The organism is Brevundimonas sp. FG8 (assembly GCF_057808845.1).
In genome coordinates, this window is the sequence record NZ_JBMDIU010000002.1 from 308092 (window position 1) to 332123 (window position 24032).

At 67.7% G+C, this 24032-nt stretch carries 25 protein-coding genes; 18 read left to right on the forward strand and 7 right to left on the reverse strand.

What is annotated here, in order from left to right:
- Positions 1–86 precede the first annotated feature (86 nt).
- The 12 genes from ACODRV_RS05065 to ACODRV_RS05120 all read left to right on the forward strand — a co-directional run bounded on the left by ACODRV_RS05065 (position 87) and on the right by ACODRV_RS05120 (position 9081).
- Positions 87–557 carry a universal stress protein gene (locus tag ACODRV_RS05065; protein ID WP_488907637.1) on the forward strand — a complete coding sequence of 157 codons (471 nt, stop codon included), beginning with the start codon at positions 87–89 and terminating at the stop codon, positions 555–557.
- Positions 558–664: 107 nt separating this feature from the next.
- The gene (locus ACODRV_RS05070; RefSeq protein ID WP_141625322.1) at positions 665–1222 is read left to right on the forward strand and encodes a NifU family protein; all 558 of its coding nucleotides are present in this window, start codon (positions 665–667) and stop codon (positions 1220–1222) included.
- A 118-nt stretch (positions 1223–1340) separates the two neighbouring features.
- The gene (locus ACODRV_RS05075; RefSeq protein WP_488907638.1) at positions 1341–1925 is read left to right on the forward strand and encodes a helix-turn-helix domain-containing protein; all 585 of its coding nucleotides are present in this window, start codon (positions 1341–1343) and stop codon (positions 1923–1925) included.
- Positions 1926–1991: 66 nt separating this feature from the next.
- On the forward strand, positions 1992–2372 hold the full coding sequence (locus tag ACODRV_RS05080; RefSeq protein ID WP_488907639.1) for a helix-turn-helix domain-containing protein: 381 nt from the start codon (positions 1992–1994) through the stop codon (positions 2370–2372).
- Positions 2373–2409: 37 nt separating this feature from the next.
- Positions 2410–3096 (forward strand): tRNA (adenosine(37)-N6)-threonylcarbamoyltransferase complex dimerization subunit type 1 TsaB, encoded by a 687-nt coding sequence (gene tsaB, locus ACODRV_RS05085; RefSeq protein ID WP_488907640.1) that lies wholly within the window; start codon positions 2410–2412, stop codon positions 3094–3096.
- Positions 3093–3530: a GNAT family N-acetyltransferase gene (locus ACODRV_RS05090; protein ID WP_488907641.1), complete on the forward strand. Its 438-nt coding sequence runs from the start codon at positions 3093–3095 to the stop codon at positions 3528–3530. Before tsaB ends, ACODRV_RS05090 begins: the two co-directional genes overlap by 4 nt.
- Positions 3531–3559: 29 nt before the next feature.
- Positions 3560–4039 (forward strand): Fur family transcriptional regulator, encoded by a 480-nt coding sequence (locus ACODRV_RS05095; protein ID WP_141625327.1) that lies wholly within the window; start codon positions 3560–3562, stop codon positions 4037–4039.
- Positions 4040–4072: 33 nt separating this feature from the next.
- Positions 4073–5449, forward strand: coding sequence for a tRNA (N6-isopentenyl adenosine(37)-C2)-methylthiotransferase MiaB (miaB, locus tag ACODRV_RS05100; protein ID WP_488907642.1), 1377 nt, complete (start codon positions 4073–4075; stop codon positions 5447–5449).
- Positions 5449–6438, forward strand: a complete 990-nt coding sequence (locus ACODRV_RS05105) for a PhoH family protein (RefSeq protein ID WP_141625329.1) — start codon at positions 5449–5451, stop codon at positions 6436–6438. Before miaB ends, ACODRV_RS05105 begins: the two co-directional genes overlap by 1 nt.
- Positions 6435–6896 (forward strand): rRNA maturation RNase YbeY, encoded by a 462-nt coding sequence (gene ybeY, locus ACODRV_RS05110; RefSeq protein WP_141625330.1) that lies wholly within the window; start codon positions 6435–6437, stop codon positions 6894–6896. Before ACODRV_RS05105 ends, ybeY begins: the two co-directional genes overlap by 4 nt.
- Complete coding sequence (gene lnt, locus ACODRV_RS05115; protein ID WP_488907643.1) at positions 6871–8484, forward strand: apolipoprotein N-acyltransferase; 1614 nt, start codon at positions 6871–6873, stop codon at positions 8482–8484. Before ybeY ends, lnt begins: the two co-directional genes overlap by 26 nt.
- 174 nt (positions 8485–8658) lie before the next feature.
- Positions 8659–9081, forward strand: a complete 423-nt coding sequence (locus ACODRV_RS05120) for a helix-turn-helix domain-containing protein (RefSeq protein WP_370450993.1) — start codon at positions 8659–8661, stop codon at positions 9079–9081.
- A gap of 14 nt (positions 9082–9095) precedes the next feature.
- On the opposite strand, the gene ACODRV_RS05125 is transcribed toward ACODRV_RS05120, so the two are convergent.
- Complete coding sequence (locus ACODRV_RS05125; RefSeq protein ID WP_488907644.1) at positions 9096–9626, reverse strand: S-type pyocin family protein; 531 nt, start codon at positions 9624–9626, stop codon at positions 9096–9098.
- Between the two features lie 122 nt (positions 9627–9748).
- Here ACODRV_RS05125 and coaBC point away from each other — a divergent pair, with 122 nt between their 5' ends.
- The 3 genes from coaBC to ACODRV_RS05140 all read left to right on the forward strand — a co-directional run bounded on the left by coaBC (position 9749) and on the right by ACODRV_RS05140 (position 11896).
- Positions 9749–10975: a bifunctional phosphopantothenoylcysteine decarboxylase/phosphopantothenate--cysteine ligase CoaBC gene (coaBC, locus tag ACODRV_RS05130; RefSeq protein WP_488907645.1), complete on the forward strand. Its 1227-nt coding sequence runs from the start codon at positions 9749–9751 to the stop codon at positions 10973–10975.
- Between the two features lie 19 nt (positions 10976–10994).
- Positions 10995–11444 carry a dUTP diphosphatase gene (gene dut / locus ACODRV_RS05135; RefSeq protein WP_141625333.1) on the forward strand — a complete coding sequence of 150 codons (450 nt, stop codon included), beginning with the start codon at positions 10995–10997 and terminating at the stop codon, positions 11442–11444.
- Positions 11445–11530: 86 nt separating this feature from the next.
- The gene (locus tag ACODRV_RS05140) at positions 11531–11896 is read left to right on the forward strand and encodes a hypothetical protein (protein ID WP_488907646.1); all 366 of its coding nucleotides are present in this window, start codon (positions 11531–11533) and stop codon (positions 11894–11896) included.
- A 167-nt stretch (positions 11897–12063) separates the two neighbouring features.
- Here ACODRV_RS05140 and dapB read toward each other — a convergent pair whose 3' ends face one another.
- The 3 genes from dapB to dnaK all read right to left on the reverse strand — a co-directional run bounded on the left by dapB (position 12064) and on the right by dnaK (position 16105).
- Positions 12064–12813 carry a 4-hydroxy-tetrahydrodipicolinate reductase gene (gene dapB, locus ACODRV_RS05145; RefSeq protein WP_141625335.1) on the reverse strand — a complete coding sequence of 250 codons (750 nt, stop codon included), beginning with the start codon at positions 12811–12813 and terminating at the stop codon, positions 12064–12066.
- 30 nt (positions 12814–12843) lie between these two features.
- On the reverse strand, positions 12844–14031 hold the full coding sequence (gene dnaJ, locus ACODRV_RS05150) for a molecular chaperone DnaJ (protein WP_488907647.1): 1188 nt from the start codon (positions 14029–14031) through the stop codon (positions 12844–12846).
- 172 nt (positions 14032–14203) lie between these two features.
- Positions 14204–16105, reverse strand: a complete 1902-nt coding sequence (gene dnaK / locus ACODRV_RS05155) for a molecular chaperone DnaK (RefSeq protein WP_141625337.1) — start codon at positions 16103–16105, stop codon at positions 14204–14206.
- Positions 16106–16380: 275 nt separating this feature from the next.
- Here dnaK and ACODRV_RS05160 point away from each other — a divergent pair, with 275 nt between their 5' ends.
- Positions 16381–16779: a hypothetical protein gene (locus ACODRV_RS05160; RefSeq protein WP_141625338.1), complete on the forward strand. Its 399-nt coding sequence runs from the start codon at positions 16381–16383 to the stop codon at positions 16777–16779.
- A 58-nt stretch (positions 16780–16837) separates the two neighbouring features.
- Here ACODRV_RS05160 and ACODRV_RS05165 read toward each other — a convergent pair whose 3' ends face one another.
- Positions 16838–18319, reverse strand: coding sequence for a globin-coupled sensor protein (locus ACODRV_RS05165; RefSeq protein WP_488907648.1), 1482 nt, complete (start codon positions 18317–18319; stop codon positions 16838–16840).
- A gap of 177 nt (positions 18320–18496) precedes the next feature.
- Here ACODRV_RS05165 and ahcY point away from each other — a divergent pair, with 177 nt between their 5' ends.
- Positions 18497–19888 (forward strand): adenosylhomocysteinase, encoded by a 1392-nt coding sequence (gene ahcY / locus ACODRV_RS05170; RefSeq protein ID WP_141625340.1) that lies wholly within the window; start codon positions 18497–18499, stop codon positions 19886–19888.
- A 129-nt stretch (positions 19889–20017) separates the two neighbouring features.
- On the opposite strand, the gene ACODRV_RS05175 is transcribed toward ahcY, so the two are convergent.
- Both ACODRV_RS05175 and ACODRV_RS05180 read right to left on the reverse strand, forming a co-directional pair.
- The gene (locus ACODRV_RS05175) at positions 20018–21139 is read right to left on the reverse strand and encodes a hypothetical protein (RefSeq protein WP_488907649.1); all 1122 of its coding nucleotides are present in this window, start codon (positions 21137–21139) and stop codon (positions 20018–20020) included.
- A 139-nt stretch (positions 21140–21278) separates the two neighbouring features.
- Positions 21279–23687: a TonB-dependent receptor domain-containing protein gene (locus ACODRV_RS05180; RefSeq protein ID WP_488907650.1), complete on the reverse strand. Its 2409-nt coding sequence runs from the start codon at positions 23685–23687 to the stop codon at positions 21279–21281.
- A 138-nt stretch (positions 23688–23825) separates the two neighbouring features.
- Here ACODRV_RS05180 and ACODRV_RS05185 point away from each other — a divergent pair, with 138 nt between their 5' ends.
- On the forward strand, positions 23826–24029 hold the full coding sequence (locus ACODRV_RS05185; protein ID WP_141625343.1) for a twin transmembrane helix small protein: 204 nt from the start codon (positions 23826–23828) through the stop codon (positions 24027–24029).
- Positions 24030–24032 lie beyond the last annotated feature (3 nt).

Sequence of the window (24032 nt, forward strand, 5' to 3'; positions counted from 1 at the left end):
ACTCATCGGCTCCGGTGGGCGGCAGGGGCCGTTTCGCGGTCCGCGACCTGATCTGCTAGACGTTGTCGGCTGAGGGAGGGCGAACCATGCCCAGGAAGTTTCTCGTCGTCGTGGACGACAGCCCCGAGTTCGAGGGCGCCTTGCGTTATGCCTCGCGCCGGGCCCGCTCAACGGGCGGCCATGTCGTGCTGTTGCGCGTCATCCCGCCCGCCGCATCCGACGCCCACTGGGCCGGCGTGCGCGAGGAGATCGAGCGCCAGACTCGCGCCGAGGCCGAGGCCGAACTGAACCGCTGGGCCGGGGAGGCCGCCGAACGCTCCGGCTCGACCCCCATCCTGCTGATCGAGCGCGGGGAGCCGCAGGGCTGCATCCGCAAGGTCGTCGGGGAAGACAACGACATCAAGATTCTGGTGCTGGCGGCGGGGGAGGGCAGTCGCGGCCCCGGCCCGCTGGTCGCCGCCGTGGTCAAACAGGGCGCCGCCTTCACGGGTCGCAAGCTTCCCGTCACCATCGTCCCCGGCGCCCTGACCGAACAGGACATCGAGGACCTGGCATGATCTCGGGGCCAACGCTCGCCGCGCGGCGGATCGCTGCTTGAGCCCCCTCACCCTCTCGTTGCCCTGCGGCTCTTGAATGGGCGGGGCCGGAAGCGCACTTACCCCTCATGTTCATCCAGACCGAACCGACGCCGAACCCCAACGTCCTGAAGTTCCTGCCGGGACGGGACGTGTCGGAGGATCCCCGCGACTTCGTCAACATCGACGAGGCCGCCGCCTCGCCGCTGGCCGAGGCCCTGTTCGAACTGGATGGCGTGACCTCGGTCTTCTTCGGCTACGACTACATCTCCGTGACCCGCGACGCCCAGGGGCTGGAGTGGAACCAGATGAAGGCCCCGATCCTGGCGGCCATCATGGATCACTTCGTCTCCGGCGCACCCCTGTTCCGCGGCGGGACGTTCGACAGCGCCGACCCGGACGGCGAGGACACCGAGATCGTCGCCGAGATCAAGTCGCTGCTGGACAGCCGCATCCGCCCGGCGGTGGCCCAGGACGGCGGCGACATCCTGTTCGACGCCTTCAACGCGGAGACCGGGGTCCTGTCCCTGCGCATGCGCGGCGCCTGCGCCGGCTGCCCGTCGTCCTCCGCCACCCTCAAGGCCGGGGTCGAGCAGATGATGAAGCACTACGTTCCCGAAGTGACCGCCGTCGAACAGGTCATTTAAGGGCGCTACCGCTCGCGACGCGGTCGCTCGCTGCTTGAGCGCGGTTTGGTCCGCGCGCCGGTCTGGAACTTGAAACGATTTCGTTCGCCCTGCCGACCGACGCGGGCCATAAGACATCATGCCCCGGTTTGAGAGTGACAGTGACGCCCTGCGTCTTGGCGAAGCGCTTGCCGCCCTGCGTCGCGCGCGCGGGTTGAGCCAGGCCGAGGCGGGCGCCCGGGTCGGCATGACCAGTCAGGGCTGGGGCCTGTATGAGGCGGGCAAACGCCCCGGCCTGTTCCGCCCTGATGTCCAGCGCCGCCTGACCGGCGCGGTCGATGCGACCCCGGAGGCCCTGGCCCTGCTGCTGTCCGATGCGTCCGCCCCGCCGCCGTCCACGCCTGACGGTCTGGAGAGCGTGGGCCGGGATTTCGCGGCTGCCGCACCGACCGGCCTTCGCCGTCTCCAGCTCTCCACCGATGATCTCGCCCCCTGGGCCGCATCCGGCGTGACGCTGGAGTACGCCCCCGGTCGCTGGCCGCGCCGGGATCAGGGCTGTGTGATCGACCTCGCGAACGGCGCCCGTCTGATCCGGATCTACGACCGGTCCGAGGGGGAGGATCTGATCGTTCGCGGCGGCCCCGGCGGTCTGTCCGTCGAGGAACGGTTGCCACGCGCGCGGATCAGGGCCGTCTCCGCTGTCGTCGCCCGGCTGGATCTCTGATGAAACTCTTTTGTTGCAACCTTGGGGTGTTTGTGAAACTGTTCGGTATCGAACAGGAGAGCCGCCATGGCCCGCGCCGCCGCCCCGGATCATATCGACGCCTATGTGGGCGCCCGCATCAGCCTTCGGCGCTCGGCGCTCGGTCTCTCGCAGGCCGCGCTGGCCCAGCGCATCGGCGTCAGCTTCCAGCAGGTACAGAAATACGAGACCGGCCAGAACCGCATCTCCGCCTCGCGCCTGCATCGGACGGCGGTGGTGCTGGGCGCCTCGGTGGACGCCTTCTTCCCGGCGATCGAGGGCGCCGCGGCGGGCGAGGCGGACATGCTGCGCGCGCTGGGCAGCACGGCCGACGGGCGCGCCGTGGCGATGGCCTTCCCGCGTATTCCCGACAAGGGCTTGCGGCAGGCTCTGGCCCGGATTGTAACGGCGCTGGCGCCCGCACCCTGAACCCGGTCCTGTGCGGCGCGCCCGGGGAAGGTCGCGCATGAAGGTTCTGGTGATTGATACGGCGCTCGGCCTGTGCACCGCCGGTGTTTTCGAGGTTGAGAACGGGACTGCGCGCCCGCTCGGCCTGCGCTCCGAAGCCATGGCCAAGGGCCACTCCGAACGACTGGGCGGCCTCGCCCGCGACGCCGTCGCCGAGGCGGGCGGGTTCGACGCCGTCGACCGGATCGGCGTGACCGTGGGGCCGGGCTCTTTCACCGGCCTGCGGGTCGGCCTGGCCTTCGCCCAGGGACTGGGCGCCGCCCTGCATCGTCCGGTGGTCGGGGTTTCCACCCTCGATGCGCTCGCCGCCTCCGTGGACGGACCGACGACGGTCGCCCTGATCGACGCCCGTCGGGGGCAGGTCTACGCCCGGTTCTGGCGCGACGGCGCGGCGGACGGTCCGCCCGAGGCCCTGTCTCTGGAGCAGGCGGCCGAGCGGGTGGCCGCCCTCGGCGCCGGCGCCACCCTCGTCGGGACAGGCGCCGCGCTGTTGGCGGCGGCCGCGTCCGGCCTGATCGTGACGGACCTGCCCGGCGCCTCTCCCGAGGCGCTGGCGCGTCTGACCGCCGCCGCCCGCCCCGATCAGGCGCCGCCGTCGCCCCTGTATCTTCGGGCGCCCGACGCCACGCCGCCGACCCGCTTGCCGGGCCAGCCCCGAGGTCAGCCCCGGGCGGCGTCCGCGTGACCGGCGCGCCGGAGGGACAGGCGGAGCGGCTCGCGGCCCTGCACGCCACCGCCTTCGACGCCCCGTGGGACGCCGCCGCCTTCGCCGCCCTGCTGGACCAGCCGGGCGTCTTCGCGGTGGAGCAGGACCACGGCTTCATCCTGATGCGGGCCGTTGCCGATGAGGCGGAAATCCTGACTCTGGCGGTCCGGCCCGAGGCGCGCAGGGGCGGGGAGGGGACCCGTCTGGTCGCCGAGGGCGCCGCCGCCGCCGCCCTCGCCGGGGCGGATCGGGTCTTCCTCGAGGTGGCGGAAGACAACATCGCCGCCCGCGCCCTGTACGCCCGCACGGGCTTCACCGAGGCCGGTCGTCGGCCCCGCTATTATGCGCGTCCGGACGGTTCGCATGTCGACGCCCTGCTTCTCGCGCTGAACTTGCCGGGGCGGCTTCCCTAGAGCGCCGACGCCGCCTATTCTCCTGCGCCATGGACCGGATCGAAAAACTCTGCGCCGACCGCGGCATGCGCATGACCGAGCAACGTCGCGTGATCGCGCGGGTGCTCTCCGCCGCCGCTGACCACCCGGATGTGGAGGAGCTGTACCGCCGGGCCTCGGCCATCGACCCGCACATCTCAATCGCCACCGTCTACCGCACCGTCCGCCTGTTCGAGGAAGCCGGCGTGGTCGAGAAGCACGACTTCGGCGACGGCCGCAGCCGCTATGAAGAGGCCGGCGACGATCACCACGACCACCTGATCGACACCAAGTCGGGCGAGGTCATCGAGTTCTTCGACGCCGAGATCGAGCGCCTGAAGACCGAGATCGCCGAACGCCTCGGCTTCAAGCTGATCGGCCACAAGCTGGAACTGTACGGCACGCCCATCGAGGGCGCCGAGCCGTCGAACCGCGAAGGCCTGATCTTCACCCGTCACGCCGCCCGGGTCGATCCGGCGGATATCGGCTAGCTGGAAGGCGCGTCGGGCGGTAAAAGCCCGTCCATGACCGATACCCTCGTCCCGCCGTCGGGGAAGCAGGCCGCGCCCAAGCGCCTGTTCATCAAGACCTACGGCTGCCAGATGAACGTCTATGACTCGGAGCGCATGGCCGATGTGCTGCGCCCGCTGGGCTATGCCCAGACGGACAGCGCCGAGACCGCCGACTTCGTCATCCTGAACACCTGCCACATTCGCGAGAAGGCGGCCGAGAAGGTCTATTCCGAGCTCGGCAAGATGCGCGAGCTGAAGGACGCCAAAAACGGCGCCATGACCATCGCCGTGGCGGGCTGTGTCGCCCAGGCTGAGGGCGAGGAGATCATGAAGCGTCAGCCGGCGGTCGATCTGGTGGTCGGCCCGCAGGCCTATCACCAGCTGCCGGAACTGCTGACCCGCACCGCCCGCGCGCGCGGCGAGCGGATCGGCGCCGACTTCGCCCCGGACGAAAAGTTCGACGCCCTGCCCGTCGAACGCGGCGTCGAGGGCTTCACCGCCTTCCTGACCGTGCAGGAGGGCTGCGACAAATTCTGCACCTTCTGCGTGGTGCCCTACACCCGCGGCGCCGAGTGGTCGCGCCCGGTGGCGGCCATCCTGTCCGAGGCCCGCGAACTGGCGGCCAAGGGCGTGCGCGAGGTCACCCTGCTGGGCCAGAACGTCAACGCCTATGACGGCGAGGGGCTGGACGGGAAGCCGTCGACGCTGGCCCGTCTGGCTTATCTGCTGGCCGAGGTGCCGGGGCTGGACCGCATTCGCTATACGACCAGTCATCCAAACGACATGTCGGACGATCTGATCCAGGCGCACCGCGATCTGGACGTCCTGATGCCCTGGCTTCACCTGCCGGTGCAGTCCGGCTCGGACCGCATCCTGCGGCTGATGAACCGAAAGCACGGTCGTCAGAAGTATTTCGACCTCATCGAGCGCATCCGCGAGGCCCGGCCCGACATGGCGATGTCCGGCGACTTCATCGTCGGCTTCCCGGGCGAGAGCGACCGGGACTTCGAGGACACGATGGATCTGGTCCGACGGGTGACCTACGCCTCTGCCTTCTCGTTCATGTACTCGCCGCGTCCCGGCACGCCCGCCTCGACCATGGGGGCGCAGGTCCCCGCCGAGGTCTCGCGCGAACGGCTGCAGGCGCTGCAGGCCCTGCTGTTCGAACAGCAGACCGCCTTCAACGAGTCCCGCGCGGGCATGACCATCCCGGTCCTGTTCGAGCGTCCGGGCAAGTTCGACGGCCACGTCACCGGCCGCTCGCCCTGGCTTCAGCCGGTGTATGTTGACGGCGTCGCGGATCAACTGATCGGCCAGATCGTTCCGGTGAAGATCGAGAGCGGCGGCCTGAAGTCCCTCAGCGGCACACTTCTGAAGAAAGCGGCCTAGTGGCGAGAGAGAGTGAATTTCTGGCTTTGGGCGATGAAGCCCTTCACGCGGTCATCGGTCCGAACAGCCGGCACATCGCCCTGATCGAGGACCGCTTCAAGGTGCTGGTCGAAACGCCCGGCGGCGGGGTCTCCATCAACGGCTCGGCGCGGGACCGCGCCCAGGCCAAGCGGGTCATCGAGGTCCTGGCCGACCGCGCCGATCAGGGTGTGGAGATCACCGAGGCCGACGTCCGGACCGCGCTGGGCGCCGCCGTGGCCCAGCCGCGCGCCGGTCAGGGCTCGGTCGCGCCCGACGCCGTGGCCCTGCCGGTTGGTCGGCGTGGCGCCATCGCGCCCAAGACGGCGGCCCAGGCCCGCTATCTGGAGCTTCTGTCCCGCTGCGAGCTGACCTTCGGGGTCGGTCCGGCGGGGACGGGCAAGACCTTCCTCGCGGCCGCCTACGGCGCCTCCCTGCTGCGGCGCGGACAGGTGGACCGGCTGGTCATCACCCGCCCGGCGGTGGAGGCAGGGGAGAAGCTCGGCTTCCTGCCCGGCGATCTGAACGAGAAGGTCGATCCCTATCTGGCCCCCATATGGGAAGCGCTGAACGACATCCTCGGTCCCGACGACGTCCGTCGCCGTCGCGACAAGGGCGAGATCGAGGCCGCGCCGATCGCCTTCATGCGGGGGCGCACGCTCAGTCACGCCTTCATCATCGTCGACGAGGCGCAGAACCTGACCCGCCTTCAGATGAAGATGGTCCTCACCCGTCTGGGCGAGGGCGCGCGGATGGTCGTCACCGGCGACCCCTCGCAGATCGATCTGGTGAACCGCCGGGATTCCGGCCTGCCCCATGCCCTGCGAATTCTGGACGCGGTGCAGGGGGTCGGCGTTCTGAAGTTCGAGGCGCAGGACGTGGTCCGGCATGCGATGGTCGAGCGCATCGTGCGGGCCTATGACGCCGATGCGGCGGCCCCGTCGCCCGATCTGGAAGAGCCGCGCCGGTGATCGAGATCGAGGTCGAGGACGAGGCCTGGTCCGCCGCCCTGCCGCAGGTCGAGGCGGTGGTGAACCGTGCGGCTTCGGCGGCGCTGGGAACGATCAAGGGCGACATCGTCGTTCTGCTGACCGACGATGAGAGCGTGCGCGAAATCAACGCCCGTTTCCGCGACCGCGACCGGCCGACCAATGTCCTGTCCTTTCCTGCGGCCGGGAGCGCCTTTCCGCATCTGGGCGATCTGACCTTGGCCTACGGCGTCTGTGCGCGGGAGGCGGTCGAACAGGGCAAGACCCTGTCGGATCACCTGTCGCATCTGACCGTCCACGGCGTCCTGCACCTGCTGGGCCGCGACCACGAGGACGACGCCGAGGCGGAGGAGATGGAGGCCGAGGAGCGATCCATCCTTGCCAGTCTGGGCGTCGCCGACCCATACACGGTGGATGAGCATTCTCCCGACGACGCCTGACGCCGACAGCCCCCGCGCGCGGTTGATCCTGCGTTTTGGCCGCATCGGTCTGGCGTTGGCCGCCGGCGCGGCGGCGGCGCTGGCCCATCCGCCGTTCGGCATCCTGCCCGGCCTTCTGGGTTACGCCCTGCTGATGTTCCTGTCGGAGCGCTCCACAACGGTGCGCGGCGCCTTCTGGATGGGCTGGCTGGCCGGGTTCGCCTACTTCTTCATCAGCTGCTGGTGGGTGGCCGAGGCGTTTCTGGTCAACCCGGCGCAGGCGTGGATGGCGCCCTTCGCCGCCTCCGCCCTGCCGATCGGTCTGGCCCTGTTCTGGGGAACGGCGACGGCCCTGTATCGCCGCTTCCTGCCGTTCGGCATGACCCGCGTTCTGCTGTTCGCCGCCCTGTTCTGCCTTCTGGAATGGCTGCGGGGGCATGTGCTGACCGGTTTCCCCTGGAACCCGGCCGGGGCCAGCTGGAGGGCGGGATCAGCGGCGTCGCAGTTCGCCGCCCTGGCGGGGGTCTATGGCCTCAGCTTCGTCACCGTGGCCGCCGCCGCCGCCTTCGGCCCGCTGCTGAACGCCGGGTCGCGGAAGGCCCGGATCGTCACGGCGGTTCTGGGCGCCCTGACCTTCGCGGTGCTGATGATCGGCGGCGCGGCGCGCCTCTCGTCGGCCCGGCTGGAGTTGACCCCGACGGTGGTGCGCATCGTTCAGGCCGACGTGTCCCAGGCGACCAAATGGACGCCCGAGGCCTATCAGGGGATTGTCGACCGCTATGTGAACCTGACGGCCCGTCCCGGCGCGGTGACCCCCGATCTGATCATCTGGCCGGAAGGGGCCCTGCCGGCCTCGGCCAACGATGTCTTCGCGCCCGGCGCGCCCGAGGCCCTGGCCATCGCCCGGGCGGTCCAGCCGGGTCAGAGCCTGATCCTGGGTCTCGGGCGAGGCGAGGCCGATCCGTCGGCGCGGGAAGGGGCGCGCTATTTCAACAGCCTGTTCGCCCTGACGGATCAGGGCGGCGAGGGGCTGCGGGTGTCCGCTGTCTATGACAAATACCGGCTGGTGCCGTTCGGCGAGTACCTGCCCGCTGGCGGGGTGATGAGCGCCCTGGGTGTTCGCGCCCTGACCCATATGCCGCTGGACTTCAGCCATGGACCGAAGCCTGCGCCCATAGACATTCCCGGCGTCCCGCGGGCCCAGCCGCTGATCTGCTACGAAAGCCTCTACCCGGGATTCACGCCCGGCGCGGCGGGGCGGCCCGGCTGGATCGTCAACATCTCGAATGACGCCTGGTTCGGGCGGACGTCAGGGCCGGTCCAGCACCTGAATCTGGCCAGCTATCGCGCCATCGAGACCGGCTTGCCCGTGGTCCGCTCGACCCCGACCGGCGTGTCGGCGATGATCGACCCCTGGGGGCGTGTGATTGACGGCCAGAGACTGGACCCGGGCGAGAGCGGCGTCATTGACGCCCGCCTTCCGGCGCCGACCGGTGTGACCCTGTACGGCCGTGTCGGGGACCTGTTGTTCTGGCTGGCTGTTCTCGGCGGATTGCTTGTCACGGCTCCGTGGCGTCGGCTGATTCGTTCCAAGACCGTTGTTCCCTAAGGGTGATTCCCCTATCGGTCACTGCGCTTGCGAAAGGATTCCCGCCCAGCGGGAAAGACGGCGCCTTACGGGCAACTAACCGTCTGTGGCCGCCCTGATTTCTGCGTTTTTTGGTGACACAGCCCCGCTGGCGGCGCATTCAGGCTTGGCCGATTATCGACTTCCAAAAGGCATATGACTATGGCGAGAGGCAAGGGCGAGGATGGTCCTCATCCCGTGGACCGGCATGTTGGCCGGCGTGTCTGCGAGAAGAGGCTGGCCCTCGGCTATAACCAGAGCGATCTCGGTCGCGCCCTGGGTCTGACTTTCCAGCAGATTCAAAAGTACGAGAAGGGCGCTAACCGCATCTCGGCTTCGAAGCTCTGGGACATCGCGCGGTTCTTCAAGGTGGACATCGGCTACTTCTTCGAAGGTCTGACCGGCGCCCAGCTGGCCGGTATGGCCGAAGGCGAAACCGCATTCGAGCACGACTTCCCGGCGACCCGCTACACGATCGAGATCGGCCGTCTGGCGCCGCAGCTGTCGACCCGGCAGCAAAAGCTGGCGCTTGAGCTGATCCGTGATATGGCCGACCGCAAGGAGACCGACGAGGACTGAGGTCCTCGTCGCCTTCAACCGCCGCCCTCGTTGCCCGTTGACCGCCGCCGACCAAAGTCGGGGGCCGCCGCCTTCTGCTCAGCCCAGTAGGCGGCGCCGTCACGTGGCTTGAACATGGTCTTGGCCACGCCGTCGCGCGAGACGACCGCGAAGGTGTTTGTCGAGGCCTGATACAGCAGCACATCGCCGTTGGGGCGCTCAGCCCGATCCACGTCCGCCGGCGGCCGGCTGGTGAAGGCCTGCACCCTGGTCAGATAGTCCTCGGCCGTGCGCGCGCCGAAATCCGCGCCGTTGCGTTCGAACAGTCGCGCCACCTTGGCGTCCACCGTCTCGCGTCGGTTGGCGGTCAAAACCGGGCGGGCCTTTTCGACCGGCGCTTCAACAGCCTCCATCGGGCCTTCGGCGGAGGTCAGCGTCGCCGCCGCGCCCTCCGCCGCCCGGTCCCGGGTCTCGACCGCCGAGCCCCCGTCCCCGCAACCGGCCAGTCCCGCCGATCCCACCACCAATGCGGCCCCCACGGCCACGATCATCGTCGTTCTGCGCATCGCACCCTCCTACGTTGAAACCCACCGGAAACAAGCCTAACCACAGGTTAACAGTTCTTGCAATGTTCTCTTTCGCTGAAGCGTCACTCGACGGCGGTGGACGGCGCCGCTAGATCAAGGGGATGACCACGGCATCGCTGTCCGGACGCAAGGTCCTGCTCATCGTCGGCGGCGGCATCGCCGCCTACAAGGCGCTGGAGCTCGTGCGCCTTCTGAAGAAGTCGGGCGCCGAGGTGATGAGCCTGCTCACATCGGCGGGGGCCGAGTTCGTCACCCCCATGTCGCTGGCGGCCCTGACCGGCCATCCGGTGCGGCAGGCCCTGTTCATGCCCGAGGACGAGACGGCCATGGGCCATATCGAGCTGTCGCGCTGGGCCGATCTGGTGGTGGTGGCGCCGGCGACGGCGGGCCTGATCGCCAAGGCGGCGAATGGCTTCGCCGACGATCTGGCGTCGACCACCCTGCTGGCCACCGACAAGAAGGTGCTGCTGGCCCCGGCCATGAATGTGCGCATGTGGCTGCACCCGGCGGTGCAGGCCAACGTGGCGCGCCTGAAGGGCTTTGACGGCTTCCACGGTGTCGCCGTCGTCGGCCCGGATGAGGGCGAAATGGCGTGTGGCGAGTTCGGACCGGGCCGCATGGCCGAGCCCGCCGCCATCCTGTCGGCCATTCAGGGTCTGCTGGCTGGTCCCGATGGGCGCCCTCTGGCGGGCCGCAGGGCCGTTGTGACCGCCGGTCCGACCTTCGAGCCCATCGACCCTGTTCGGGGCCTGACAAACCGCTCCAGCGGCAAGCAGGGCTACGCCATCGCCACGGCTCTGGCCGAACTGGGCGCCGAGGTGACCCTCGTATCAGGCCCTGTCGCTATCGACGCCCCCGTCGGCGTTACGCGCATCTGGGTCGAGAGCGCGCGCGAGATGCAGGCCGAGGTCCAGAAGCATCTGCCCGCCGACATCGCGGTGATGAGCGCCGCCGTCGCCGACTGGCGCGTTGACGGCGTCGCGTCCGGCAAGATCAAGAAGGCTCCCGGCGGCCCGCCGTCTCTGGCCCTGATCGAGAACCCGGACATTCTGGCCGGCGTCTCCAAGCCCGGTAAGGCGCGTCCGAAGCTGGTCGTCGGCTTCGCCGCCGAGACCTCGGACCTTGAGGCCAACGCCCGCGCCAAACTGTCCCGCAAGGGCTGCGACTGGATCGTCGGCAACGACGTGTCGGACGACGTCTTCGGCGCCGACGGCAATGCGGTCACCCTGTTCACGAAGGACGGCGGCGCCGACGTCTGGCCGCGCCAGTCCAAGACCGAGGTGGCCCGCAAGCTGGCGGCCAAGATTGCTGACCATTTCAAGGCCTGAGCCAGAAAGACCCGCGCCCATGACGACCGTCCGCGTCGAACGCCTGCCGCACGCCGAGGGCCTGCCGCTTCCGGCCTATGAGACCACCGGTTCGGCGGGGATGGATCTGCGCGCGGCCCTGCCGGAGGGGGAGCCCCTGACGCTCGCCCCGGGGGCTCGGGCGCTGGTTAAGACCGGCCTGAAGATCGCGCTGGAGCCGGGCTATGAGGCCCAGGTGCGGCCCCGTTCGGGCTTGGCGTTGAAGCACGGGATCACCTGCCTGAACTCCCCCGGCACGGTCGACAGCGACTATCGCGGCGAGGTCGGGGTCATCCTGATCAACCACGGTCAGGAGCCCTTCGTGATCCAGCGCGGCGAGCGCATCGCCCAGATGGTCATCGCCCGCCACGAGCAGGCGACCATGATCGAGGTTGAGGCGCTGGACCAGACGATGCGCGGGGCGGGCGGTTTCGGCTCCACGGGGCGCTGATCCGGCCTTCGGGAGCGATTCCGCGAGACCGGCGTTAACCCTGCGAACGGGCCAGGCTTGGCCGTATGCAGACGGAGACCTTCGGTATGGAGTCCCTCATCGATTCAATCACCGCCTTCCTGTCCGGTCTCTTCGGTCTGGCGCAGGGCGGGTTCGACGGCGTCAATCAGGTCATGGGTCTGCTGATCGCGGTGATCGCGGCTCTGGTCATGCCGGCGTGGAGCCGTCTGTGGGCGACCGCGCTGGGCGCGGCCTTCGTGCACATCCTGATCGGGGTGATCCGCCCGGTGCTGGACGGTGCATCGCTGACTCTGCCGCCGCTGCTGACCCTGAGCTTCTGGATGACCGTGCTGGCCCTATTCCTGGGCTATGCGATCGTCATCGCCGTCTTCTTCTTCATCAAGACGCTGTTCACCGGCGGCCGCCACCGCCACCGGGTGCACGTGCACTGAGCCCTGACGGGCTCAATGCATTCCTTTTGGGCCGCGGTCAGAAGGCTCAGCCTTCTCGACCCGACGCGGCCTGGCTAGCTGGCGGAAGAAGATGATCCTGATGCGCTCAAGCAGCGAGGCTCCGCGAGCCGAGCGATAGCGCGCCGCGAAACGGTGCGGACAAGCCGTCAGGCTTGTCTGAAACCAAGAACGTCCTGCATGTCGTACAGCCCCGGCTTGCGGTTGCGGACCCAGGCGGCCGCCGCCACGGCGCCGCGCGCGAACAGCGAGCGGTCGATGGCCGAGTGGCTGAGGGTCAGCATCTCGTCGTCCGAAGCGAACAGGACGGTGTGCTCGCCGATGATCCCGCCCGCGCGCACGGACGAGAAGCCGATCTTGCCGCTCTCGCGCGGGCCGGTGATGCCGTCCCAAGGGGCGGCGCGGACATCCTCGAGGTCCTCGTTGCGACCGCTGGCGGCGGCCTCGCCCAGCATCAGGGCGGTGCCCGAGGGCGCATCGACCTTGCGGCGGTGATGGGCCTCGGTGATCTCGATATCCCAGTCGCGCGCGTCCAGACGCAGGGCGGCGTGCTCGACCAGACCGATCAGGATGTTGACGCCGAGCGAGAAGTTGCCGCTGCGCACGATGGCGACCGTCTCGGCGGCCTTGAGGATTTCGGCATCCTGCTCCGGCGTGAGGCCGGTGGAGCCGATGACCAGCGCCGGGCCGCCGCGCGCCGCGCAGGTCTGCGCCAGTTCGACGGAGGCCTCGGGGGTCGAGAAGTCGATCACCACGTCGCACAGCGACAGGTCCGGGGTCTCGCCGCGATCAAAGCGGGCGGCGACGACGACGTCCTCACGGGCGTCCAGAACGGCCGAGACGGCCCGGCCCATACGGCCCCGCGCTCCGGAGATGCCGGCGTGGAAGATGGCGCTCAAATCAGTTCCCCCAAGGACGGAAATCCCACCCTATTGGGCCGTTTCCTTGCTGTCGCCAAGGATGTCGGCCCAGAACCGCTTGGCCTTGCCCGCGAAGGAGGAGTTGCGCGGCGTCTGGGTCTCGCCCAGTGAGGCGGCGAGCTCCTCCAGCAGTTCCTTCTGGCGCGCGGTCAGATCGGTCGGAGTTTCGACGAACAGCTCGACCACCAGATCGCCGCGCTGGCGGCCGTTCAGGTGGGGCATGCCCTTGCCCTTGATGCGGACGGTCTTGCCGGTTTGCGAGCCCGCCGGAACGTCCACCGCCGCGCGGCAGCGACCGTCACACGCTTCGGACACCAGACAGGGGGCGTCGATCTCGCCGCCCAAGGCCGCGACGGTCATGGGAACCGGCACAGTGACCAGAAGGTCCAGATTGTCCCGTTCGAACAACTCGTGCGGGGTCACCGACAGGAAGACATAAAGGTCGCCGCGCGGCCCGCCGCGCTGACCGGCGTCGCCCTCGCCCGACAGACGGATGCGCGAGCCGTCGTCCACGCCCGCGGGGACCTTCAGCTGGAGCTTGCGGTTTTTGCGGACCTGACCGTGGCCGTGGCACGTCCCGCAGGGCTCGGCGATCATTTTGCCGTTGCCGCCGCAGCGGGGGCAGGTGCGCTCGACCTGGAAAAAGCCGTTGGCGGAGCGGACGCGCCCGGCGCCCTGACAGGTGGTGCAGGTGGTCGGCTGGGTGCCCGGCTTGGCGCCCGAGCCCTCGCAGGTGTCGCAGGTCGCGGTGGTGGGGACCGAAATCTCCACGTCGGCGCCCTTGTAGGCCTGCTCCAGCGTGATCTCGAGATCGTAGCGCAGGTCCGAGCCGCGACGCGGCCCGCCCTGTCGTCCGCCGCCGCCCTGACGGCCGCCGAAGGCGTCTCCGAAGGCGTCGCCGAAGACCTGGGAGAAGATGTCGTTGAGGTCGTGGAAGCCCTGGCCGCCGCCGGCGCCGAAGGGATTGCCGCCCGCGCCTCCGCCCGCGTGGCCAAAGCGGTCATAGTGGGCGCGCTTCTGATCGTCGCTGAGGACGCTGTAGGCCTCGGAGATCTCCTTGAAGATCGCCATGGACTCTTCCGAGCCGCCGTTGCGGTCCGGGTGATGCTGCATGGCCAGCTTGCGATAAGCCGACTTCAGCCCCGCCGCGTCGATGGTCCGCTCGACCCCCAGAATCTCGTAATAGTCCCGCGCCATCCGGCGATCGTCCTCTTACTCTGGCCCCGTCCGCACGCCTGTTCCCGGCGTTTGCGTCAAAGGGCTGACCGGGCTGACATGGGCGCCCGATCCTGTGATGCAAGTTTCATGAAAAGACCCCGCCCGTCGCAGGACAAGCGGGGTCTGGTTCAGCTCACACGAAAGCCGTGGCTTACGCGCTCTTCTTGTCGTCGGCGTCCGAGACTTCCTCGAACTCGGCGTCGACCACGCCGTCGTCGGCCGGCTTTTCAGCCGAGGCGTCGGCGTTGTTCTGGGCGGCATACATCGCCTCACCCAGCTTCATCGAGGCCTGGGCCAGGGTGTTGGTCTTCTCGCGGATGACCTCCGGATCGGAGCCTTCCTTGGCCGACTTCAGGTCCGCCAGAGCGGCTTCGATGGCGGTTTTGTCGTCGCCGCCGATCTTGTCGCCGTGCTCGGACATGGCCTTCTCGGTCGAGTGGATCAGGCTGTCGGCGCCGTTCTGGGCCTCGACCAGTTCCTTGCGGGCCTTGTCGGCCACGGCGTTGGCTTCGGCATCCTTGACCATCTTTTCGATGTCGGCGTCCGAAAGGCCGCCGTTCGCCTGGATGCGGATCGACTGCTCCTTGTTGGTCGCCTTGTCCTTGGCGGTCACGTGCACGATGCCGTTGGCGTCGATGTCAAAGGCGACCTCGATCTGCGGCATGCCACGCGGCGCCGGCGGAATGCCGGCCAGATCGAACTGACCCAACAGCTTGTTATCCTGCGCCATCGGACGCTCGCCCTGGAAGACGCGGATCGTCACGGCCGACTGGTTGTCGTCGGCGGTCGAGAAGACCTGCGACTTCTTGGTCGGGATCGTCGTGTTGCGTTCGATCAGCGGGGTGAAGACGCCGTTCAGGGTCTCGATGCCGAGGGTCAGCGGGGTCACGTCCAGCAGCAGCACGTCCTTGACGTCGCCCTGCAGCACGCCCGCCTGAACGGCGGCGCCCAGCGCCACGACTTCATCGGGGTTCACACCCTTGTGCGGCTCCTTGCCGAAGAAGGCCTTCACGGCCTCCTGCACCTTGGGCATGCGGGTCATGCCGCCGACCAGGACGACTTCGTCGATGTCCGAAGCCTTCAGACCGGCGTCCTTCAGAGCCTTCTGGCAGGGCTCGATGGTGCGTTGGACCAGATCCTCGACGAGCGCTTCCAGCTTGGCGCGCGACAGCTTGATGTTCAGGTGCAGCGGGCCCGAGGCGTTCATCGTGATGAACGGCAGGTTGACCTCGTAAGACGTGGTCGAGGACAGCTCCTTCTTGGCCTTTTCAGCCTCTTCCTTCAGGCGCTGCAGGGCCAGCTTGTCGGTCCGCAGATCGACGCCCTGCTCCTTCTTGAACTCGTCGGCCAGGTAGTCGACCAGACGCAGGTCGAAGTCTTCACCACCGAGGAAGGTGTCGCCGTTGGTCGACTTCACCTCGAACACGCCGTCGCCGATCTCCAGGATCGAGACGTCGAAGGTGCCGCCGCCGAGGTCATAGACAGCGATCTTCTGGCCGTCGGCCTTGTCCAGACCGTAGGCAAGCGCGGCCGCGGTCGGCTCGTTGATGATGCGCAGGACTTCCAGACCGGCGATCTTGCCGGCGTCCTTGGTCGCCTGACGCTGGGCGTCGTTGAAGTAGGCGGGAACGGTGATGACGGCCTGGGTGACGGTCTCGCCCAGATAGGCCTCGGCGGCCTCCTTCATCTTGCCCAGGGTGTAGGCCGAGACCTGCTGGGGCGAATAGTCCTTGCCGTGGGCCTTCACCCAGGCGTCGCCGGTCGGACCCTTGGCGATCTCATAGGGGACCATGTCCTTGTCCTTGGCCACCACCGGGTCCGAGAACGAGCGGCCGATCAGGCGCTTGATGGCGAAGAAGGTGTTGGTCGGGTTGGTCACGGCCTGACGCTTGGCGGGCTGGCCCACCAGCACTTCGCCACTGTCCTGGATGGCGACGACCGACGGGGTCGTGCGGTTGCCTTCCGCGTTCTCGATGACCTTGGGGTTCTTGCCGTCCATGACGGCGACGCACGAGTTCGTGGTGCCCAGGTCGATGCCGATAATCTTGGCCATATTTTTAGTCTCTCACTCCATATCAGCGGGCGGTGCGGCGGCCTTTTAAAGCGAAGCGCCGCGCGTGACCGCCCCCGATTTCAGGGTCTGCGGGATTTTTGGAAAGCCCCACGTCTTGCGGGGTTTTCCGGGGATTGACGCCGATATGGGAAACACCCCCCTGCCTGCAAGGGCTTTGGGCGATTCAGTCGTCAGGCTCCGTCAGGAGACGACCGCGAAAAGAGAGCGCATCACACTGTTATTCGGAGCCGGGGGACGGCTCGGGGAGACATGAGATGAAAAAGACCCTCACCATCATCGCCGGCGCCGCCCTCCTGGCGGCCGCCTTTGGAACCGCCCCGGCGACCGCCGCCGCCGAGCCGCGTATTGCCGCACAGCCGGTGACCACCATCGTGGTCCAGTCGCGCGACGGTCAGAATCGCCGCGTCCGCATCCACAACCAGACCGGCTGGACGATGACGCATTTCTACGCCTCGGACTCGCGCGTCGACGACTGGGAGGAAGACATGCTGGGCTCGGGCGTGCTGGCCAACGGCGCCAGCGTCATGATGAACATCGACGACGGCAACGGCGGCTGTCTCTACGACTTCAAGGCCCGCTTCACCAACGGTCAGGAGTTGACGCGGATGCGCATCAACGTCTGCCAGATCGCGGACTATTATTACACGCGCTGATTTTTTCGGATCAGACGCCCGGCCGCCTCGCCGTTCTTGCGGGGAGGCGGTCCGCGGTTCAGGCGGCGCGGCGGGCGAAGGTCTGTTCCGGCGCGGTCGCGAGGCGGAAGCGGTCAACCGATCCGGACAGGCTCTCGGCCTGCTGGAGCAGGGAGTGGCTGGCGGCCGTGGTCTGTTCGACCATCGCAGCATTTTGCTGCGTGACCTGATCCATCTGGTTGATCGCGGTGTTCACCTCGCGCAGACCGAGGGCCTGTTCCTGCGCCGAGGCGGCGATCTCGGAAACGAGGGTGTCGATCTCCGCGACGCGGCTGACGATCCGCTGCAGCGCCTGACCGGTCTGGCCGACCAGATCGACGCCCGAGGCCACCTGAACGCTGGAGGCCGAGATCAGGGTCTTGATCTCCCTGGCGGCGTCGGCGGACCGCTGCGCCAGGGCCCGCACCTCCGACGCCACGACGGCGAAGCCGCGTCCGGCCTCGCCCGCGCGGGCGGCCTCGACCCCGGCGTTGAGGGCCAGCAGATTGGTCTGGAAGGCGATCTCGTCGATCACCCCGATGATCTGGCCGATTTCCTGCGAGGACTTTTCGATGGCGTCCATGGCGTCGACGGCCTTCCGCACGACCTGCCCGGAGGTCTCCGCGTCGCCGCGGGCGCCCAGAACCACGTCCGAGGCCTGACGGGCGCCCGAGGCGGTCTTGTTCACCGTGGCGGTGATCTGGTCCAGGGCGGCGGCGGTTTCCTCCAGCGATGCGGCCTGTTGCTCTGTGCGGCGCGACAGGTCATCGGCCGCCTGACTGATTTCGCTGGAGCCGGTGCGGATCGATCCGGCGTTGCGGGCCACGGCGACCATGGCGCGATTCAGCTGGCTTACCGCGGCGTTGAAGTCGTCCTTCAGGGGCCGATAGGCCTCGGTGAACTCCTCATCGACCGTCGTCGCCAGGTCGCCCTGCGACAGGCCGGTCAGGGCATGCCCAACCACGGCGACCGCATGGGCCTGGACGGCTTCAGCCTCGGCGCGCGCGGTTTCGGCCCGATCCCGTTCCTCGGCCAGCACGTCCAGATAGGTGGAGATGGCCAGATCCATGTCCAGCATGACCCGCTGGGTCAGTTCGGCCACCGCTTCCGAGGTCACCCGATCGTGGTCGGCGGCCTTTTCGCTCCATTTGCGGGGACGCCGGGTGACCCGGTCGATCAGATGGGCCAGCAGCACGCTGTAGCCGCCGATGTACCAGCTCGGCTCCAGACCGATCCGGGCGTGGACCTGCCCGATGGTTCGCACGGACTGGCCGTAGTCGGCGTCGATCCGGCCGTCGATGATCGCTGACCAATGCTTCTGCTGCGCCGCGCTGGCCGCCGAGATGTGGCCTTCGTCCCGGAAGAAGCGTCGCATCTCCGGGGTCGCGCGAACCCGTTCGTAGAAGGCGCCCAGCGCCCCCGGCACGGCGTCGCGCAAGATCGGGCCGATGGACCGGTAGGCGTCCGAAGGCGTCCCGAGGTTCATGAAGGCGAGGCGCCTGCGCAGGGGATCGTTGGACATGTCGGGTCTCGCAGAGGAAGGTTAGTTTGCTAACAATCCGGCGTTCCGTCAGCGTTAACGGCCATCCACGGGATTTCCCTTAGTTCTGGTGTGGATATAAGGATATCCTTATATGTTTCTTGCCCGATGGGGCGCGGCGGTCTATAGGCCCCGCAAACCTTCGATCAGGACCGACCCATGACCGACTATATCGTCCGCGACATCTCGCTCGCCGACTTCGGCAACAAGGAAATCGCCATCGCAGAGACCGAAATGCCCGGTCTGATGGCCCTGCGCGCCGAGTACGGCGCCTCGCAGCCGCTGAAGGGCGCCCGGATCGCGGGCAGCCTGCACATGACCATCCAGACCGCCGTGCTGATCCAGACGCTGGAAGCGCTGGGCGCGGAGGTCCGCTGGGCGTCGTGCAACATCTTCTCGACCCAGGACCACGCCGCCGCCGCCATCGCCGCCAACGGCACCCCGGTCTTCGCCACCAAGGGCGAAACCCTGCTGGAGTACTGGGACTACGCCCACAAGATCTTCGAATGGGCCGACGGCGGCTATCCGAACCTGATCCTCGACGACGGCGGCGACGCCACCCTCCTGTGCGTGCTGGGGCCGAAGGCCGAACAGGACGCCTCGGTTCTCGACAATCCGCAGAACGAGGAAGAAGAGGCCCTCTACGCCGTCATGAAGCGGTACCTGAAGGAGAAGCCCGGCTTCTACTCCGCCATCCGCGACGCCATCGGCGGCGTGTCGGAGGAGACCACCACGGGCGTCCACCGTCTGTACCAGATGGCCGAACGCGGCGAGCTGCCGTTCCCGGCGATCAACGTCAACGACAGCGTCACCAAGTCGAAGTTCGACAACCTGTACGGCTGCCGGGAATCGCTGGTCGACGCTATCCGTCGCGGCACCGACGTCATGCTGTCGGGCAAGGTCGCGGTGGTTTGCGGCTACGGCGACGTGGGCAAGGGTTCGGCCGCCTCGCTGCGTCAGGGCGGCGCCCGCGTGAAGGTCACCGAAGTCGATCCGATCTGCGCCCTGCAGGCGGCGATGGAAGGCTATGAGGTCGTGACCCTGGAAGACGCCGCCGCTGACGCGGACATCTTCGTCACCGCCACGGGCAACAAGGACGTCATCACCGTTGAAAACATGCGGGCGATGAAGAACAACGCCATCGTCTGCAACATCGGCCACTTCGACAGCGAAATTCAGGTCGCGGGCCTGAAGAACTTCAAGTGGGACGAGATCAAGCCGCAGGTCCACCACGTGGAATTCCCGGACGGCAAGAAGATCATCCTGCTGTCGGAAGGCCGTCTGGTGAACCTGGGCAACGCCACGGGCCACCCCTCGTTCGTGATGTCGGCCTCGTTCACCAACCAGACGCTGGCCCAGATCGAACTGTGGACCAACGCCGACAAGTACGAGAACTCGGTCTACACCCTGCCCAAGCACCTCGACGAGAAGGTCGCCTTCCTGCACCTGGCCAAGCTGGGCGCGAAGCTGACCACCCTGTCGAAGGAACAGGCCGACTACATCTCGGTCCCGACCGAAGGCCCGTTCAAGCCGGATCACTACCGGTATTGAGGGCGCCTTGCGCCCTTGAGGCGCTATCGCTCGGCTCGCGGAGCCTCGCTGCCTGAGCGCGAGGCTTCCGGGCTGAAGTGGAAGATCAGAGAGGGGGCCGGGAGCGTCATGCTTCCGGCCTTTTCGTTGTCAGGCGGCGAGGAAGCGCTGGCCCAGTTCCTGATCGCGGTCGGCCAGACCCGTCTCGAAGTCCATGAAGACGTCGATCAGCTCGTCCACCCCCACCGGGGCGGCGCCGGGGGAGAAGCGGAAGCGCCAGAAGCTGACCACATGCTGGATCGCGCCCAGCTGTTCGCCCAGCCGGGTGAACAGGCGCGGGGCCTGCAGCAGGAAGTCCCGGAAGGCGCCGGGGCGAGCTTCCTCGGTCAGGGCCTTGTAGGCGTTCTCGTAGATCAGCAGGGTTCTCGACGCGTCGTCGCAGACGGCGATGATCCGGTCGCGCAGGACCTGACGGCCCCGGTCCAGATATTCGCGGGCGTTGCGGTCGACCTTGCCAAGGGGCTTCACCGTCGAGACGGCGTCGGCCACTCCGGCCACGTCGCTCATGAGGCTGGTCAGCACCCATTTGTAATAGAGGAAGCCCTTCCAGCAGAAGATGCCCTCCTGATATTCCTCGGGCTTCAGGTGCAGGGTCTGGCGCAGGGCCTCCATCCGGTCGCCCGGATCATTGGACAGGATCTTGCCGGCCAGACGACGGGTCGAGCCGACCGCCTCGATCCCGGCGCCGAGGCTCAGGGTCACCAGCGGGCGGATTTCCGCCTCCACGAACTGGACCATCCGCATCAGGTCGCCGTCGCTGATCGAGAAATAGCAGGCCGCCGGCTCGATCCCGGCCCGCTTCAACTGTTCGCGCAGCAGGAAGGGGTCCAGCGAGGGCAGGGCGTCCATCAGGCGCAGGGTGGCCAGATCGGGATGGTTGGGTTCCAGCCCGAAGGTCTCCTGCATCATCCGCTCGAAGCCGCGCTGATCCACGAAGACGAAGCGACCGCCGGTCTTCAGGTCGTCAGAGTCGATCGGGATCACTACCTTGGTCGCCACCTGACGGCGCAGGTGGAAGGCGTCCAGTTCGTCGCGGCGGAGGCGGTGTTTGATGATCAGGGCGCTGTTCAGCGCCGGGGTCCGGAACACGGGGTTCGCGCGCCAGTCCGCCTCATGACCATGCTCATGAGTGACCTTCAGCAGATTCAGCACCCGCGCGGTCGAGGCCGAGCGGCGCAGGTGTGCCAGATTTCGGATCGCGCGGTCGGTCATGAAGCCCCTTGGGTAAGGGGAAACCCTGACACGCAAAGATGACCAACGGCTTAGCCTGTAACCGATTACCGGGCCGGTCCGTCTCAACGCGAACGGGCCGCCCCGCGAAGGGACGGACCGCCCTGTCGTCAGCTCCGGATCAGAATCGGGCGTTGAGGCTGAGCCAGACGCTGCGCCCCTTGTCCTTGTTGTTGTAGTGATCGAAGAACAGGGCCTCGTTTGTGTCCTGATAGTCGCCGTCCGAGTTCAGGTCGCGGAACTCGGTGTCGTAGGTGGTGAAGTCCTCGTCGAGCAGGTTGTTCACCCGGCCGTTCAGCGTCAGCCACGAGGTCAGCTCGTATGAGCCGCCCAGGTTCAGCACCGTATAGCTCTTGTAGAACAGCTCCTCGCCGGTGATCGTGTGGAGGCCGCGATAGCGGTCCGAGCGTGTCTCGCCGGTCAGCAGAAGGTTGAACCGGTCGGTGACCCGCCAGTCCAGCGAAGCGTTGGCCATGTGCCGGGCGCTGTTGCCGAGCGGACGGCCGATCTCGGCGCCGCTCTTCTGTTCACTGTCGGTCCAGGTGTAGTTCCCGCGCAGGCTCAGCCCGCTCAGGATGCGCCAGCGACCGGCGACCTCGATGCCCTGGATCTCGACCTCGTCGATGTTGGTGGCGCGGCTGCTCGAGCCGTAGCCGAGGTCCGCGTACTCGCCACTGCTGGCGCAGGCCAGTGTCAGGCCCGGCCCGCAGGGCTGGTTGGCGATCTTGTCCTCGAAGGTGTTGTTGAAGGCCGTGATGTTGAAGTTGTGGCCCGCCGGGGATTCCCAGTAGACGGCGATTTCGGTGCTGACGCTGGTTTCGGGCTTCAGGTCCGGATTGCCGAACATGGGGGAGGTGCCCTGACCGCCGAAGCCGGTGATGCCGTCGTACAGCTGGGTCGTCTTGGGCGTCTTGAAGCCGGTCGAGACCCCGCCCTTGATGGTCCACCGGTCGTTCAGGCTGAACACCCCGTACAGGCGCGGGCTGAGGTGGTCGCCGAACACCTCGTGGTCGTCGTAGCGGACGCCGAAGGTCAGGGCGAAGGGCTCGACGATCCGCCAGGTGTCCTCGGCGAACAGGGACCACATATTGTGCTCCTGCTTCAGGCCCGGCGTGCCGGTTTCCAGACCGAAGACGCCGTCCGTCAGTTCACCGCGGATGACCTGCAGGCCGGTGACGACGGTGTGGTCGCCCGCCGCCTGGAAGGGCACGGCCAGCTGGGCGTCCAGGGTGTACTGGGCGCTTTCGAGGGTCCGCTTCGGACGCGGCAGGAAGGTCGCCTCGGCCGCCGCGCGGCGGTCCGCCAGGCTCATCCCGGCATAGGCGCCCGTGCCGTCGATCATGGTCAGCAGCAGCTCACGCTCGGCGACCGTGAAGGGCAGGGTGCGGCCGTCGTTGTTGGTCGCCACGTGCGACAGGGTCACCTGGCTTTTTCCGAAGCCCCATTCGCCCTGATGGCTCACCGACCAGAAGTCGCGGGTGAATTCCTGGGCCGGGGCGTAGCCGACGCGCGGATTGGCCCGACGCGTCCAGGTCCCGCCCGAGGTGGTGCAGGTCGCGGCGCTGGAGCCCGTCCCGTTCAGGCAGAAATTCCCCGCGCTCCAGATGCTGTCGATGTTGTCGACCGTGCCGACCGGATACTCCAGCCCGCCCGCGTCATTGGTCTGGATGGCGTTGTCATACTCCTGCCGCGAGGTGTCGTAGTCGACGGTCACGGTCTGGTTGGCCGTGGGCGTCCAGGTCAGGGTCAGGCCGCCGGCGAGGTTTTCGTTGTCCACGGTCTTGCCGCCGCCGCCGAAGCCCAGCGAGCGGACATGCTCGAACCCGGACGGGTCGGTGACCGTGTCATAGACCGGGTTGGAGGCGTTGCGCTGATACCAGCTGCCGCGCGCGTTGAGGTTCAGCACGCCGGGAATCAGCGGTCCGCTGGCGTAGAAGTCGACAGTGGTGTCGTCGCCGTACTCGTCATTGGTCTCGAAGGTCCGGGCGGTGGTCAGCGAGCCGGCCCAGCGATCCAGATTGCGCTTGGTGATGATGTTGATGACGCCGCCCATGGCGTCGGCGCCGTACAGGGTCGAGGCCGGGCCGCGGATGACCTCGATACGCTCGATCGAGTCCAGCGGCGGGATATGGTTGAACTGGTTGCCGCCGAAGCTGTTAGGATAGATGTCGCCGTGGTTGTTCTGGCGACGGCCGTTGATCAGGATCAGGGTGTAGTCCGATCCCATGCCGCGCATGGAGATGGAGCCTTGACCGGTCTTGTCGCGGGTCTCGCCGATGTCGACGCCTTCCAGATCGCGCACCGCGTCCAGCAGGGTCATGTAGGGCCGGGTCTGCAGCTCCTCGACGGTGATGACGCTGATGCTGGCCGGGGCGTCGGTGATCTTCTGCTCGAAGCCGGCGGCGGTGACGACCACCTCGTCCAGCTGGGTCGGCTGATCCTGTTGCTGCGCCAGCGCGGGCCCTGCGGCAGCCATGAGCGCCGTGGCCGAAACCAGCGCGCGGATGGTCTGTTTGCGAGTAATGATCATGACGCCCCCGAACAATGCGAGCGCTTCTCAATATCGTTCGCAGCTACGCCGCAACCGGGTGTGCGCTTTGACCGCAGGTGTCGCAGGGGGCGATCCGCCGCTCTGGCGCACGAGCAGACAGGGGCCTAGAACGCGTTCATGGAACTCTTCGACATCCTCGTTTTCGCGTCCGTGCTGGCCGTGGCGGTGACCCTGGCCCTCGGCCTGCGCCAACTTTACAAGGACGGACCCGAGGCCCGGTCGCGCTCGAACAAGCTGATGCGGCTTCGCGTCGCACTGCAGGCGCTGGCGGTGATCCTGCTGGTCACGGGCCTGTGGTGGAAGTCCACGCACGGGGCCTGAGCC

Coding starts and splice junctions, on each gene's coding strand:
- ACODRV_RS05065 (WP_488907637.1), top strand. CDS start 87: ATGCCCAGGAAGTTTCTCGTCGTCGTGGACGACAGCCCCGAGTTCGAG.
- ACODRV_RS05070 (WP_141625322.1), top strand. CDS start 665: ATGTTCATCCAGACCGAACCGACGCCGAACCCCAACGTCCTGAAGTTC.
- ACODRV_RS05075 (WP_488907638.1), top strand. CDS start 1,341: ATGCCCCGGTTTGAGAGTGACAGTGACGCCCTGCGTCTTGGCGAAGCG.
- ACODRV_RS05080 (WP_488907639.1), top strand. CDS start 1,992: ATGGCCCGCGCCGCCGCCCCGGATCATATCGACGCCTATGTGGGCGCC.
- tsaB (WP_488907640.1), top strand. CDS start 2,410: ATGAAGGTTCTGGTGATTGATACGGCGCTCGGCCTGTGCACCGCCGGT.
- ACODRV_RS05095 (WP_141625327.1), top strand. CDS start 3,560: ATGGACCGGATCGAAAAACTCTGCGCCGACCGCGGCATGCGCATGACC.
- miaB (WP_488907642.1), top strand. CDS start 4,073: ATGACCGATACCCTCGTCCCGCCGTCGGGGAAGCAGGCCGCGCCCAAG.
- lnt (WP_488907643.1), top strand. CDS start 6,871: ATGAGCATTCTCCCGACGACGCCTGACGCCGACAGCCCCCGCGCGCGG.
- ACODRV_RS05120 (WP_370450993.1), top strand. CDS start 8,659: ATGACTATGGCGAGAGGCAAGGGCGAGGATGGTCCTCATCCCGTGGAC.
- ACODRV_RS05125 (WP_488907644.1), bottom strand. CDS start 9,626: ATGCGCAGAACGACGATGATCGTGGCCGTGGGGGCCGCATTGGTGGTG.
- coaBC (WP_488907645.1), top strand. CDS start 9,749: ATGACCACGGCATCGCTGTCCGGACGCAAGGTCCTGCTCATCGTCGGC.
- dut (WP_141625333.1), top strand. CDS start 10,995: ATGACGACCGTCCGCGTCGAACGCCTGCCGCACGCCGAGGGCCTGCCG.
- ACODRV_RS05140 (WP_488907646.1), top strand. CDS start 11,531: ATGGAGTCCCTCATCGATTCAATCACCGCCTTCCTGTCCGGTCTCTTC.
- dnaJ (WP_488907647.1), bottom strand. CDS start 14,031: ATGGCGCGGGACTATTACGAGATTCTGGGGGTCGAGCGGACCATCGAC.
- dnaK (WP_141625337.1), bottom strand. CDS start 16,105: ATGGCCAAGATTATCGGCATCGACCTGGGCACCACGAACTCGTGCGTC.
- ACODRV_RS05160 (WP_141625338.1), top strand. CDS start 16,381: ATGAAAAAGACCCTCACCATCATCGCCGGCGCCGCCCTCCTGGCGGCC.
- ACODRV_RS05165 (WP_488907648.1), bottom strand. CDS start 18,319: ATGTCCAACGATCCCCTGCGCAGGCGCCTCGCCTTCATGAACCTCGGG.
- ahcY (WP_141625340.1), top strand. CDS start 18,497: ATGACCGACTATATCGTCCGCGACATCTCGCTCGCCGACTTCGGCAAC.
- ACODRV_RS05175 (WP_488907649.1), bottom strand. CDS start 21,139: ATGACCGACCGCGCGATCCGAAATCTGGCACACCTGCGCCGCTCGGCC.
- ACODRV_RS05180 (WP_488907650.1), bottom strand. CDS start 23,687: ATGATCATTACTCGCAAACAGACCATCCGCGCGCTGGTTTCGGCCACG.
- ACODRV_RS05185 (WP_141625343.1), top strand. CDS start 23,826: ATGGAACTCTTCGACATCCTCGTTTTCGCGTCCGTGCTGGCCGTGGCG.